Source organism: uncultured Gelidibacter sp. (assembly GCF_947500795.1).
Lineage (GTDB): Bacteria > Bacteroidota > Bacteroidia > Flavobacteriales > Flavobacteriaceae > Gelidibacter.
This window is the reverse complement of the sequence record NZ_CANMTE010000007.1, coordinates 84,247-99,074: the sequence shown is the minus strand read 5'-3', so window position 1 is coordinate 99,074 and position 14,828 is coordinate 84,247. Positions and strand designations below refer to the sequence as shown.

The following is a 14,828-nucleotide window of genomic DNA, read 5'->3' as shown; positions in this document are numbered from 1 at the left end:
TATATTTATGTGTTAACCGACTCGTTTTTATGAGGATAGCTTGATGTTGTAACGCTTTAAACACACAAATTTTGTTGTTTAAATTAGGATTGTCGGGCTAAAACTTTGTGCAAACTGGTGTGAATCACATCAAATGAATATGCCATTACATATAAAAGGGTTCCATGCGTATTTTGCTTGCTTTGTGGTATGCGCTTTTAGTCTTGTTCAGGTGTTTGGCCAATCTCAGGTTTCATTTAGGCAACTATCAGTTAATGATGGCCTTTCCCAAAATAGTGTGATCTCGGTTACTCAAGATAGTATTGGATACTTATGGCTAGCAACGCAGGATGGCCTCAATAAATTTGATGGTAATAAATTTGATGTTTTTAAATCGCTTTTTGTAGATATTACCAGGCCTAACTATAGCTATCTAGGTCAAGTGTATACTGATAGGAAGGGTAATGTTATTAGCATTCCCATTTCCAAAACACCTCAAATTTATAATGTTAAAGAGCAGCATTTTATTCCTTTTACAGATTTAGAAGATGTCAGTGTCGTGTTTCAAGACAGCAATATGACCTATTGGTTTGGTACTTACGGTTCTGGTGTGTATCGAATGGAGGAAAACAACACTCATGTTGTGGCTTCGCTTTCTTCTGAAGATATCAATACGGTGTATGCAATTACAGAAGATGCCACAGGCACTATTTGGATCACGAGCCAAGGTAAAATCATCGGTATAAAACAAACTACAAATGCCACTAAAATTTATCATCCAGATAATAATCCGCAATCGACAGTAAACTATAGCAAACTCATAATTGATGCAGATGGAAATATGTGGTTGGGTTCTTACGGCAGCGGATTGTGGTTTAAAGCGTACAACGATGATAAATTCACCAATAAATTCAGCGGAGAATTAGGTGAGTTGCCAAGTAATCTTAATATCCTGTCCATGCATTTAGATAAGAAAAACCGATTATGGATGGGGACCTTTGGAGGCGGACTCTATAAAATCAGATTGAATACCAACGAAATTTTACACTATGAGGTAAAAAAACATAACCCAAGATCTATTCATTACAATGATATTTTATGTATTTATGAAGATTACACCGGCACACTTTGGTTTGGGACAGATGGGGCCGGCGTGAGTTTCTATGATGAGTTTCTTGAGAAATTCAATTTTACCAATAACAGTCAAACTCCAGAAGGCATCAATATTGACCTTGTTAGAGCGATTGAGGTTGATGCTGATGATAATGTTTGGATTGGTACTAGTGGGAAAGGATTGTCGAGGTTTAGTCCTAAGACCAATAGTTGGAAAACCTACACAAAATCGCAAAACGGTTTAAGTTCCAATAGGATCGTTAGTTTATTTATAGATGATGATGAAGATGTGTGGATAGGAACACAAGATGGTGGCTTAAATATTTTAAAAGCTGATGGAACAATTAAACATTATCATAAATCTTCCTCTATTGCGTTGCCATCTGAAACCATTTGGAATATTTTTACTGATGATAATCGCCGTATTTGGTGTTCTACAAGAGACTACGGATTACTTTTATTTGACAAGGAGAAGGGTGTTTTAAAGCAATTTAACACCTCTAATGGATTGTTGAGCAATAATATTAGAGTCACCATTCAGGGAGAAAAGGACTTGCTTTTTATTGGAACAGAAGAACATGGTCTATTCTCATTAAACACAAAAACCTATTCCATAACTGATGTGTTGAAAGACTTTCAGATTCGTGATCAAGAATTATTCAAAAAAATAAAATCGTTGTATTATGATGGCGACGGATTTTTATGGGTTGGTACCAATGGCGATGGATTGGTGGTATTCGATTTAGATAATAAAGTTTACAAGAATTACACTCTGAGTGACGGGTTGCCTAATAATGTGATTTACGCTATCCTGCCAGATGCAGAAAACAATCTATGGCTAAGTTCCAATAGAGGTATTACCGTGATAGTGCCGTCAAAAGATTTTAATAGAGCGCCAACCATTGTTAATTATGATAACTATGACGGCTTAGCAACTGAATTTAACACCGGGGCTTATTTTAAAGCGGACGATAACAATCTGTATTTTGGTGGATTAGAAGGGTTTTATTGGTTCAATCCAGCAGATATCAAAAGAAATAATGTCATTCCTAAAACGGTTTTAACGGGTTTTGAGGTTTATAATGAAACTTACCCATTGGTAGATAATACCGCCTTAAATTACAAACAAAATACGGTCTCATTTACATTTTCAAGCTTACAATTTTCACTTCCCAAAAAGAACAACTACGCTTACAAATTAGAAAATCATGATAGCGATTGGATAGATTCCAAAAATACCAATAGGGTGAGATATACGAATTTGCCGTCGGGGGATTATAGGTTTTTAGTAAAATCCAGTAATTACGATGGCCTATGGAATGAACATCCGGAGAGTTTTTCCTTTACAATTTTGAGGCCATGGTATTTAAGTAATTGGATGTTTATAGTGTATGCGTTTCTGTTAATGGCCTCCGCCGTTTTAACCTATTATTATTTTAAATGGCGTTGGAAAATGACATTAGACTTAAAACATGAAAAAGAGGAGTCCATAAGGTTAAAGCGTTTAGATGAATACAAAACGAAACTTTATACCAATTTGGCGCATGAATTCAGATCGCCATTAACCCTAATTTCAGCGCCCATTAAAAAACAATTGTTGAGCAACGAATTAAATATAGAGTCAAAAAGCGACTTGCAATTAGTGGAACGCAATACCAATCAGCTTTTGAATTTAGTTGATCAACTATTGGAACTATCGAAGTTGGAGTCAGGTAATTTACGATTAAAAGTGAGGCAGAATGATTTGGGGTTGCATTTAAAATTACTCACAGAATCTTTCCAGTTTTTGGCAGAACAGCATGGTTTAACACTTAAAGCTTCAATTCCTGATGTCGGAAAAGCCTGGTTTGATGCGGATATAGTTGAGAAAATAGTAAATAATCTTTTTTCTAATGCCATAAAGTATACTTCGCTGGGAGGTGAAATTTCTTTTAATGTTGAAGTGGATGATGCTGATGATTTAAGATTGACTTTTATAAATGATATTAATGGCATTGTAGAAGAGAATATCTCCAAAATTTTTAACCGATTTTACCAAATTAATGAAACTTCAGAAGGTTCAGGAATAGGGCTTTCCTTGGTTAAAGAGTTGACAACGTTGTCTCATGGTATTATTGAAGCCTCATATCTGGGCACTACAAAAATGAAGTTTGTGGTTAAACTGCCAATTGCCCGAAGTGCATTTACTGAACAGGAAATTGATAATTCAATAATACATCAGGTCGAGGACGTTGACGCAGATAGAGATCTTACAACTGCTGATAAAGGAGAGAAACCAATTGCTTTGGTTGTAGATGATCATAGAGATATTAGGAAGTTCATCAAATCATTGCTCATCCAAGAGTTTAAAGTTGTAGAAGCTAAAAACGGATATGAGGGCGTCAATAAAGCCCTTAAAATTATTCCTGATATAATTATTTCTGATGTTATGATGCCGGTTAGGAATGGCTTTGAATTATGTGAAATTTTAAAAAAAGACGAAAAAACCTCCCATATTCCAATTATACTTTTAACGGGAAAAACTGAAGAGTCCGAAGAAATCGCGGGATTAAATACTGGCGCTGATGATTATATTACGAAGCCATTTAATCCAATAGCGCTTCAAATTAAAGTCCGTAACATTATTAAAAATAGAAATAAAAGACACAAACGCTACCAACAGGATAATCACTTTAAACCTAAAGAAATTGCTGTGACTTCGGCAGATGAGGTTTTTCTTCAGAAAGTACAGCAAGTATTGGATCAACACTTAAATGACCCAGAATTTAACGCTGAATCGTTTAGTAAACATGTGGGGATGAGTAGAATGCAATTGCATCGAAAAATGTTGGCATATACGGGGCTTTCAACATCCAACTTTATAAGATTACAACGTTTAAAACAAGCGGCTTCTATTTTACAATCTTCACAATACACCATTAATGAGGTGGCCTATATGGTGGGTTTCAGTACGCCTTCTTATTTTATTAAATGTTTTAAGGAAACTTACGGTAAAACACCTTCAGAGTACCAGCACCAATAGTATTTGACTCTCATTTTAGTGTCTATGTTACAATAGTTCTACACCTTGTTACATATCACCTATCCCTTCTAGAACATCAGTCTTACTTTTGTTTAAGCACTGATAGTCAGCGCGATGTGAATTATAGAATTAGGCGTTATGAAAACCAAATATATCATCAGATCACTAGTCATTTTTCTGTTTCTATATCAAACTGCGCAAGCACATGTTAGTAAAAATCTTAAAATTCCGTTAGAGCAGATACCAACAGTGCAGAAAACTAGAGAGGAAACCTCTCAAACTACGGATTCTACTTATGTGGATGCAAACCGCAATATGGACAACAATTCATCTTCTAAACGAAGTAATGGAAACGGAAAAGGCGACACGGCTGCCGAAGCTCAAAAATCGTCCAATGCAAAAAAGTCTGGCGTAAAACAAGAATTTGGGGTGTACAGCAAGTTCACTTTTATACCGGGAAATAAGCTGCTGTTTTATGACGATTTTGAGAATGATGCCATTGGCGATTTTCCAGCACATTGGGAAACTGGAGGCTCGGGGGAGGTTGTCAAAATCAGTGGCTATGAAAATAAATGGCTCTCTATTGTCAGACGGTCTGGCTATTTACCGAGTATGGAACAAACGCTTCCTGAAAATTACACCATAGAGTTTGATTTGATTACCAATGGCTATACTAAAGATGCTAACAGCAGTAAGCTCGCATTTCTATTCATGAGCAAAAAGTCTTACGCCGGAGGAAGTGGCGGGACCTTAGCAGACGTGGAACTCTTATTTTCCCGGAACGGCTTTAATGTGAGACATGTGTCAAATTTTGGCGGTGAACTTGAGGTTAGAGTGGCGAGCAATATCAATAGAGAATTTCCAGAATATTTGAATAACACGGTGCATATTTCTATGGCGGTGAATAAGAAACGATTGCGGATGTGGGTCAATGAAGAAAAGTTGGTGGATTCGCCCAATTTAATTCAGGCAAACATTGGTAAATATTTTATTATAGAAGCAATGGATGTTTTGCCTGAGCAAGGACATTTCGTGGGAATTTCCAATTTTAGGATCGCTGAGTCTACTACCGATTTACGCTCGCAACTTTTAAAGGACGGAAAATTTAGCACCACAGGCATTTATTTTGATACCGCCGCCGCCAAGGTTAAAAAACAGTCGTACGGTATACTTTCAGATATCGCCACTATGCTTCGCGACAATTCTGAGGTCAGCTTAAAAATCGTAGGACATACGGACAATCAGGGAGATGACGCTTACAATCAAACCCTTTCAGAACAAAGAGCATCCGCCGTGAGAGACATCCTGATCAACGAATTCGGAATTGCTGAAGCACGCTTGCAATTTACCGGGAAAGGTGAATCTGACCCTGTTGCTGATAATGCTACTGAAAACGGAAAGGCAAACAATAGAAGGGTGGAATTTGTCAAAATTTAAGATACAAAATCAAGAAATTTTAAAAACTAGAAATTATGAAAGCTAAATATGTATACACCACAATCGTCGTTTTTTTCTTAATGTTTCAATCTGCCGAAGCACAATTTCTGAAAAAACTCAAAAAGCGGGTAGAACAAAAAGTCGAAAATGCGGTCATTGAAAAAACGGCCAATAAAGCAGCAGAAAAAGCCACAAAATCTATGGACAAGGTCTTTGAGGGAAATCCTTTGGGTGGTCTTGGTGGCGGGAAAAAAGGAGATCCTTCGTTAGTTGCAGATACTTATGATTTTACTTGGAAATATTCTCTAAAAATGAGCACCAAAGATGGAGAAATCGTTTTTGATTATTTTCTAAAACCTGGTGCAAGTTATTTCGGATTCACTTCAGCAATGACGGCAGATATATTTACGGTGATGGATAATTCTAAGAAGATTACAGCCATGTTTATGAAATCTGATAAAAATAATATAGGCATGGTAACCCAAATGCCTGACGATATTGATTTGGAGGATGTAAAGGATATGTCGGCCGAATTCTCCTATGAAGCATTGCCAGATAAAACCGTCAATGGCTTCCATTGTAAAGGAGTAAAGGCGACGAGTTCTGAGTATGAAATGATCATGTATTTTACGAATGAGGCAGAGGTGAGTTTTGACGATATCTACAGAAATAGAAACGCTAAGATTCCTGTGCAGCTTAAAGATTATTTTGATCCTAATGACAAAGTGCTGATGATATCCATGGATATGACAGACCTGAAAAACAATAAGAACAGTGCCACTATGGAATGTATTGGACTTGAAGAAGTGCAGTTTAGCATCAATAAGTCGGACTATAAATTTATGTAGATACTATATTTAGATACGTTTATGTTAGTCTGAAAGAAGTCATTCCACAGCTAATATAGCTCAATCGAAATTTTTGTGAGGACATTTTTATACAGGTAAGATAGCTTCTCCTGCTCAATGCTACGCGCTTAATCCTCATTCATTAAAATAATAACTAAAAACTATACGATTATGAAAACTTTAATAAGATTACTATCCATTCTTATACTTTCAGTGACCACCTATTCCTGCTCAAATGATGATGATTTGGTTGGAATTGAGGAACCAGAAACTGAGAAAGTTTTAAATGTTTATGCGTTGGTAAAGGAATCGAGCACCACCTCAACTCCTAAGCTTAAAGTATGGAAGAATGAAGTATCTACACCTTTAACTATAGAAGGCGATGCCTCTGTATATGGAGAAACCCTGTATGTGACGAGTACCGATGTGTATGTTGGCGCATCTGTGAGAAGGCTAGGGAGTAAATATGTAATTACAATTTGGAAAAATGGTGTTGCTACACCAATTACAGATGGTGCCAATGACGCTCTAATTTCGTCCATTTTCGTGAACGGGAATGATGTGTATGTGGTAGGTACTGAGAAAATCAATGGTATTACTACTGCTAGAATTTGGAAAAATGGCATGGCAACCTCTTTGTCAGATAAAAATAGCCATGTGAACTCAATTTATATTGAAAACAATAACATATATGCTGTAGGTGATATCGAAATTGAAGGAGAGGATATTGCGACATTATGGAAGAATGGATCAGCAACATCATTTAAGGAAGCTGGAATTTATACTTGGTTCAATTCACTTTATGTCATTAATGATAAAGTTCATATAGCTGGTGGCGAATACAAACCGGGAAATTCATTAAATCCTGATGTATTCTCTGCCAACGTGTGGGTAAATGGAGTAAAAATGAGCATGAAGGATACTTATTTTCCTGATGCTAACGCTGTGTTTGCTTCTGAAGGTAATGTCTATGTAGCAGGTAAAGACTTATTACCGGGTGGGACTGGGATGTCCATTGCGCAACTATGGAAAAACGGAGTTGGAATTCCGCTTACCGATGGTAGTAACAATGCCGGTGCAAATGATTTGTATGTTTTTAATAAAGATGTTTACGTGGGAGGTTACGAAAATAATGGTGCCATCAGCGTAGCTAAACTATGGAAAAATGGAGAGTCTGTGAGTTTGTCAGATGGAACAGTTAAGGCAGAAGTAAGTTCTGTTATTGTAATAGCACAATAACCAAATACGGCATCATGTTTACCAGCTTAACACAAATTCAAATTTCTGGGATATTGGCATTGCTGGTGGCAACACCCTTTTTAATAAAGTCCGTGCACAATTTATATCTCACAACTATTTCAAGACAATGGCCAAAAGTCAGTGGTACTATTAAAGAAGTGTCGGGTTTTGGGGTAAAACACAGTTTGCTGTATGAATACACGGTAAATAGAAATACTTATAAAAGCACTAACATCTGCTATACAAATACCAATTCGCCAAAGCACAGAAATGCTAAGGAATTTGAAAAAAGATACACGTTAAACCAAATTGTTGATGTTTTTTACAATCCCAATAAGCCAAAACAAGCGGTTTTAGAGCCAGGTAAAACAGATGGTCTTGTCCTTGCCGTTTTTATGTTGAGTGTAATATTTGTGGGAGGGTGGATAGCTGTTTTGCAGTAGTTCTCTGAAGTATTGGAGCGATACATTTGGTAGGTCTATACGTGGTTTTACATATAAATGGCTGGACACATTCCTTGATTTATAATGCAACACACTAAAAGAATATATTATGAAAAATCTAATAAAACTAACGCTTGCAATCTTGCTTTTAGCTTCTTGCAAGGACTCTCCAGAATCTTCAACCTCCAAAAATGCCGGAATAGTTGAGGGTGTGATGAACGAAGTATCTGGTAAGAATGAAGATGTAAATGCAAAATATGATCATTTGCTAAAGAAATTATCCGCAAAAAAATCACTGACCGATGAAGAGTTACTGAAGGCATTCCCTAAAAAAATAGGGCAACTTAAAATTGATACGAATGGCGATAATATGGGACCTAAGATTATCGGAGGTCAACTTGTGGCTGGAACTTTTGGCGATGGAACTGTACGGATGGAGATTTTAGATGCTGCAGGCGAAAAGGCCACCGGCGCCATAATTCCACTAAAAATGTTACACCTCAATAAGGTAATGTCAGAAATGAACAATACTATTCGCTATTCTAAAAAAGAGCGCAACGGCATATTCACCTTTGGGACGGACCGCGATGCTGATACTAAATCCGATTATCAAGCTGAACTTAGGTTTCTTTACTACAATCGTTTTTATGTCACATTGGAAGGAAAAGCAATGGATGTGGATCAACTTTGGAGTTCTCTAAATAGTAATGATTTGAGCGGTTTTAAAGCATATAATAAATAACCACTAATAAATAAAATGATTCACTAATCCTTAAAAAACAGAGAACCCATGAAAAACACACTTATACTTTTGGCCTTATTTTCGATCCAATTTAGTATGGCACAGCCACTTGCTAAAGTGGATAATCATAATTTGAGTGCCATGGATTTGGTGCTATTCTCTTTTGGCATGGAACAACCTGTTTCTATAGGTACCATTTCAAATACAGGAGAACTACATTTTAATTTTCCAAAAGATTTAAACTTTCTCTCTGATGAGGTGACGACAAATTTTATGAATGATACCGCTTTTACCTTATTTTCTAAATGTGATAATAGTTATGATATCCTCTCTGAGGATGAAAACATAAAAGCTGCTCCTGGCGGTTATATATCCTTAAGTTCGAAAGATAATCCATATGCCGGTCTGTTATTTATGGTGACTGATGAAAACCTAGTGCCTTGGATTGAGTCCTACGGTGATGTTGACGCAGTTTTAGGATCCTATTTTGAATTGGTGTATGTAGAATCTGAGTTCAATTACCAGGGAGATTGTACCGCCACAGTCACCTATACTGACGATGATACCCTCGTAACCACCTACAGTTATAATTTGAATTTAAAACCCGGCTTTAACTTTATTGAATATAAAATTGAAAGTGTCGAGGAGCATAACATTCCAAGCATGTACGTAGAAAATACATTTGATAAAATTAAGAAGCCTACTAAAGTAGTGGTGTCTTCATCTCAGTCTACCACACCAAATACAAAGTGGATTGGAAAATACTTTTAAAAATGAATACTTATGAAACCGTATAAACAAATTCTCGTCCTGCTGATATTCATGATAGGACACGCCACTTTTGCTCAAACTTCGGAGCAACAAAAAATGATAGATAAAGCGGCCAGAATGCGTGATAGTCTCATGGAATGCATCAATCTTGATGAGGTGATGCAGCAAGCTGAAGCGCAGCACAAAAGAATGGAGAAGGACATAAATAAAACTGATAAAAGTAAGAAAGCCAGTGTAGTCACTGTAAAAAATAAAATGTTATCTAGTACTAACAATAAAAAATTGGCTAATTGGAATCTTGGAATTGCTGACCTGGTATTTAATCATGGCTACGATGTAAGAAAGAATAAAGTCAATTATGTTAAGGTTGGGCTCATAGAAGCCGATGGAACAATTATCCTGAATCCGTCGGAAAAAATACCAACTTTAAAACCTTTGAATAATTTCAAAAACAGCAATATATTTTATGATATCCATAATCCAGATGTTTATGAATATACTAACGGCGAGGCGGGGTTTCAGCTTAACTCATATCTTTTAGTGTATCAAAATGATCGAAAAATTGGAGTGCTAACGGTAGGGAATTCCGAGAAGGTGACCTCGAATTTATTAACCCCTGGGAATTTGTATTTTGGTGATGAAGGGTATCTATTGTCATGGGTTTATGCAGAAAAAGATTGCGCCATAAAAGCTAATGAAGAGTGGAAAGGCGATTTAAGTAATACGGGGACACCGTTAATCGTAGCAACTAATGTGAGTTATGACTTAAATTTTAAAGCAGGTTGGAATCTGGTTAAAACGGAAGTTATCGGAACATATCATTTTCCAGATGCACCAGAAGAGGATCGATCGCGTTACAAAAAACACCAACATACTAGTGTAGCCGCCATTCCTAAGGATGCCACGTATTACTTTAGACCTTCTTCTTATTAAAATTGATGCTATTTAAGAAATACTCTTGTTCCATAATTTTCGTAATTTTAAGCTCGGTCAACCATTTAGTTTGATCGTATTCTGATATGAACATTGAACAACTCCGTCAATACTGCCTCAACAAAAAAGCGGTTACTGAGGCTTTTCCGTTTGATAAGGATACTTTGGTGTTTAAGGTGTTGGGTAAAATGTTCGCTTTATTTCCATTGGAAAAATGGGAGGCCGGAGAAGGATGGGTAAATCTAAAATGTGATCCGGACTATGCGATTGAGCTACGTGAAACCTACGAAAGTATTCAACCTGGCTGGCACATGAGCAAATCAAATTGGAATTCTGTGCTCATCTATAAAGGCGAATTGTCGCCCGCACTCGTTCTACAATTAATAGACCATTCTTACGATATGGTGGTTAAAGGAATGACTAAAAAGATGCGGGAATCTCTCCAATAAAATTGGTATCTTCGCGCCGCAGAAGGCTTATTTCTGCCGTCAAAAACCCGCCTGCATCAATAAGATGTATTCGGGCAAGTCATTTAATCAGCAATCATAAATTAAAAATCAACAATCCCATGAGCGTTCTTCAAATGCTTCAAGATAGAAGCAACAACACTTGCGAACTATGTGGTTCCAAAGAAAATTTATCACAATATACCATTCCGCCATCGCTGAATGAAAATGTAGCCAATGATGTATTGGTTTGTAAAACCTGTCTGGATCAGATTGAGGGTAAAGTGGAAATGGACACAAATCACTGGCGTTGTTTGAATGACAGTATGTGGAGTGAGCATGTTGCCGTTCAAATTATGTCTTGGCGTATGCTGCAAAGATTACGTGCTGAAGGCTGGCCTAAAGATTTAGTAGACATGATGTATCTTGATGATGAAGCATTAGCATTGGCAAGAGCAACTGGCGAGCATGAAGACGAAGCCAATAAAATCATCCATAGAGATGTAAATGGTGTGGTTTTAGATCATGGAGATTCTGTAGTCCTTATTAAAGATTTGAAAGTAAAAGGCTCCAGTATGGTAGCAAAACAAGGTACTGCAGTTAGAAATATTCGCCTAGATCATGAAAATGCGGAATATATTGAAGGTAGAGTGGATGGACAGAATATTGTTATTATTACAAAATATGTAAAGAAGTCATAGACTTAAAAGTGTATATAGAAAAAAGAGCCTACAGTTATTTGTAGGCTTTTTGCATTTAATAAATATATGATAATCAAATATTTGCGATAATTTATTCGTACATTTAATCCCCTTCACTATACTTACACAGCCCTTTTTCTGATTGCCTCATTAAGATTGTCCTAAATCTTGGTTTTAAAATTTGTAATCAATTTAAAATAACCAAAATTCAATTATTATGAAAACAATCAATAGATTTTTCGTGGTTTTGGCAATAGCGCTATTACTCAGCAACACTTCAACTATTGCCCAAGAACAAACAAGGCCTGAATTTGTAACCATAACCACCATGCATTGGAATATGGACAATAAAGATTTTAAAATGGAGGACTGGAAGGCTGTAGAAAAGGAATTCTTAGATAAAATAACCATGAAGAATGAGCATATAGCTGCTGCTTCCTTTTATTTACATCGGATGACGCCTGACAATACAGAACTCGTATATGTCCAATCTTATCCTTCTTGGGAGGCTATAGGTAACGCAGCTAAAAGAAACGCCGAACTTGCAAAGGCAGCTTGGCCAGATGAAAAAGCCAGGAAAGCATTTTTTAAGAAAAGAGACGCCTATTATTCGCCAAAGCATGCCGATGAAATTTATGCAACCATGCCAAACGCTAAACCAATGACAGTAAAACCAACTAAAGATATGATATGCTATGTGAGAAAAGGGCATTTCGCATATGGTGAAGGAACCGATGAAGAATTTGATGCCATCTCCAAAGAATATTTTGATAATGTGACCAATAAAAATGAGTTTGTCAAAGCCTATTACCCAATGGCGCATGCATGGGGTTCGGACCGTACAGAGTTCCTTGAGGCCTATTTTTTTGATTCTATGGCCGATTTAGAGAGTATGTTCGATAGAGATACGGAATTATTTGAAGCCCATTGGAAAGATGAAGCTTCACGAAAAAGTATGGGAGAAAAAGGGAACAAATATTTTGATAATAGACATGGTGATTATATTTACACCTATGTGGCAGGGCTCGCCAAATAAAAGAGAGCCTTTCAAAACTTACAGACTTACTTTAATTAGTAAGTCTTTTTTTGTTTTTAAATTCTTTCGGACTTAAATGTTTGACGGCTTTAAATTGCCTGTTAAAGTTAGAGATATTGTTAAAGCCTGACGCTTCGGCAATTTCAGCTATGGTTGAATCATTGGCTACTAACAAAAGTCTGCTGGCATGCTCAAGTCGCAATTCATTTAAAAATTGGATATAGGTTTTATTGGTCCGCTTTTTAAAATATTTACAAAAGGCGTTTTTGGTCATATTTGCTACTTCAGATACCGCGTTTAAGGTCACTTCCTTATCAAAATTATTCATGGTATACTCAAAAACATTGCGCATCCGTGTCCCTTCATTATCTGAGTATTTCTTGTCGTAAACAAATGAAGAGAGGCTTTGGTACTCTGCATTGGAGGTGATTTTTAATAATTGAAGTAAAATCAAAAATTGATTCAACTTTGAGGCATCTTCCAGCTGTAAAAACAAAGTTTTCAATGCTCTGTGGTTGGAAGTTACTTTAAATCCGTGTAGGGATCGTTCAAAAAAAGGTTGAAATTCCTTCAATTCCTCAAGCTTAAAAAAATCAGGTCCAAAGGAGTGTTTGGTGAAAAAGAGTGTTAACATTTGAGAAGAAACACTAGTGATTACATCACTTTTAAACACGTGAGGCAGATTGCTGCCTATCACCAAAACATCACCTTTAGTATAGTAATTCACCGTATCACCAACTAATAATGTGCCTGTGCCTTCCAGGATAAGGCTTAATTGAATTTCTTCATGTTGGTGCAGTTTGTCATAAAACGCCACTTCCTTATCATATTGAAAAATAAATGCGTCGTCGTTAGGTTTCGGTATTTTGAATGGAAGGACTTTCATGGTTTAAAAATAGGCATATATTATTCGTTATAGTAGAAAGAGATAATAAATATGATAATATAATATCAGTTTTGGATAAATCTCTATTGAATTTCTTTAAGCTCCGCCCTCTAAATTTACAGTATCTAAAATTATAATTTATGAGCATTCAATGGAAGGGCATTATGCCAGCAGTCACAACCAAGTTCACTGATAATGATGAACTGGACTTAAAAAATTTCGAAATCAATATCAATGCACAGTTGGAAGCAGGTGTTCATGGTATTGTTTTGGGCGGAACTTTAGGCGAGGCGAGTACATTATCAGATCAGGAAAAACGAAAATTAACCACCGCTACAGTGGACATTGTTAAAGGTAAAGTCCCAGTATTAATTAATATTGGTGAACAAACCACAAAAAATGCCATTCTCGCTGCGCAAAAAGCAGAAGAAGATGGCGCCAAAGGCTTGATGGTGTTGCCGCCAATGCGTTATAAATCTGGAGACCGGGAAACTGTAGAGTTCTTCAAGGCGATTGCCAATAACACGTCCTTACCAATTATGGTTTACAATAATCCGGTAGACTATAAAATTGAAGTGACTTTAGATATGTTTGAAGAACTGCTAAAGTGCGACAACATTGAAGCTGTTAAAGAATCTACTCGAGATATTACCAATGTAACGCGTATTAAGAACCGTTTTGGCGACCGACTCAAAATAATGACCGGTGTTGATACTATAGCGCTTGAGAGCTTAATTATGGGCGCCGATGGTTGGGTGGCTGGCTTAGTTTGTGCTTTTCCTGCAGAAACTGTGGCAATATACGAGCTTCAAAAGGCCGGTAGGATTAAGGAAGCTATTGAGATATTCCGTTGGTTCATGCCATTATTGGAGTTGGATATAATCCCTACATTAGTACAAAACATAAAACTCGCGGAGGTTTATACAAAATTAGGCACTGAAAATGTTCGTGCGCCGCGATTGCCATTACAAGGTGACGAGCGCAAAAACGTGGTAAAAATCATTGAGGACGCCTTAAAAAACAGACCTAATCTTCCAGATTATAAAAATTTATAAGGAGGGCAAAGGCGATAATTAAAAGCTACATGGGGTTTGTTTTTAGGATTTGCCACCTAATTATTAGTTGGTAATTGGGGTATGAAAATAATTGCGTTTTCTTTCTTGAATAAAAAATGATGTGGAAATCGTAACACATCTACATGTCGTTATAAACGAAAGTCATGAATGTGCGAT

The 14,828-nt window shown here is 36.6% G+C and carries 13 protein-coding genes; 12 read left to right on the top strand and 1 reads right to left on the bottom strand.

Annotated elements, in window-relative coordinates; translation table 11 throughout:
* Positions 1-139 precede the first annotated feature (139 nt).
* The 11 genes from Q0947_RS14020 to Q0947_RS13970 all read left to right on the top strand — a co-directional run bounded on the left by Q0947_RS14020 (position 140) and on the right by Q0947_RS13970 (position 12,710).
* On the top strand, positions 140-4,114 hold the full coding sequence (locus Q0947_RS14020; RefSeq protein WP_299398998.1) for a two-component regulator propeller domain-containing protein: 3,975 nt from the start codon (positions 140-142) through the stop codon (positions 4,112-4,114).
* A 138-nt stretch (positions 4,115-4,252) separates the two neighbouring features.
* The gene (locus tag Q0947_RS14015) at positions 4,253-5,551 is read left to right on the top strand and encodes an OmpA family protein (protein WP_299398994.1); all 1,299 of its coding nucleotides are present in this window, start codon (positions 4,253-4,255) and stop codon (positions 5,549-5,551) included.
* A 35-nt stretch (positions 5,552-5,586) separates the two neighbouring features.
* Complete coding sequence (locus tag Q0947_RS14010; RefSeq protein ID WP_299398992.1) at positions 5,587-6,399, top strand: DUF4412 domain-containing protein; 813 nt, start codon at positions 5,587-5,589, stop codon at positions 6,397-6,399.
* Positions 6,400-6,570: 171 nt separating this feature from the next.
* A complete protein-coding gene (locus Q0947_RS14005; protein ID WP_299398988.1) occupies positions 6,571-7,638 on the top strand; it encodes a hypothetical protein in 1,068 nt (355 codons plus the stop codon).
* Positions 7,639-7,652: 14 nt separating this feature from the next.
* Complete coding sequence (locus tag Q0947_RS14000; protein ID WP_299398985.1) at positions 7,653-8,081, top strand: DUF3592 domain-containing protein; 429 nt, start codon at positions 7,653-7,655, stop codon at positions 8,079-8,081.
* Positions 8,082-8,190: 109 nt separating this feature from the next.
* Positions 8,191-8,823: a hypothetical protein gene (locus Q0947_RS13995; protein ID WP_299398981.1), complete on the top strand. Its 633-nt coding sequence runs from the start codon at positions 8,191-8,193 to the stop codon at positions 8,821-8,823.
* 48 nt (positions 8,824-8,871) lie between these two features.
* Positions 8,872-9,594 (top strand): hypothetical protein, encoded by a 723-nt coding sequence (locus Q0947_RS13990; RefSeq protein ID WP_299398977.1) that lies wholly within the window; start codon positions 8,872-8,874, stop codon positions 9,592-9,594.
* 12 nt (positions 9,595-9,606) lie between these two features.
* Positions 9,607-10,527 (top strand): hypothetical protein, encoded by a 921-nt coding sequence (locus Q0947_RS13985; RefSeq protein WP_299398974.1) that lies wholly within the window; start codon positions 9,607-9,609, stop codon positions 10,525-10,527.
* Positions 10,528-10,613: 86 nt separating this feature from the next.
* Positions 10,614-10,976: an MmcQ/YjbR family DNA-binding protein gene (locus Q0947_RS13980; RefSeq protein WP_299398969.1), complete on the top strand. Its 363-nt coding sequence runs from the start codon at positions 10,614-10,616 to the stop codon at positions 10,974-10,976.
* A gap of 119 nt (positions 10,977-11,095) precedes the next feature.
* Positions 11,096-11,674 (top strand): alkylphosphonate utilization protein, encoded by a 579-nt coding sequence (locus tag Q0947_RS13975; RefSeq protein WP_299398963.1) that lies wholly within the window; start codon positions 11,096-11,098, stop codon positions 11,672-11,674.
* Positions 11,675-11,891: 217 nt separating this feature from the next.
* Positions 11,892-12,710 carry a hypothetical protein gene (locus Q0947_RS13970; RefSeq protein WP_299398958.1) on the top strand — a complete coding sequence of 273 codons (819 nt, stop codon included), beginning with the start codon at positions 11,892-11,894 and terminating at the stop codon, positions 12,708-12,710.
* A gap of 31 nt (positions 12,711-12,741) precedes the next feature.
* Here Q0947_RS13970 and Q0947_RS13965 read toward each other — a convergent pair whose 3' ends face one another.
* A complete protein-coding gene (locus tag Q0947_RS13965; protein ID WP_299398953.1) occupies positions 12,742-13,596 on the bottom strand; it encodes an AraC family transcriptional regulator in 855 nt (284 codons plus the stop codon).
* Positions 13,597-13,736: 140 nt separating this feature from the next.
* On the opposite strand from Q0947_RS13965, the gene Q0947_RS13960 reads away from it, so the two are divergent.
* Entirely contained in the window at positions 13,737-14,651 is a 915-nt protein-coding gene (locus Q0947_RS13960; RefSeq protein WP_299398951.1) for a dihydrodipicolinate synthase family protein, read from the top strand.
* Positions 14,652-14,828: the final 177 nt, after the last annotated feature.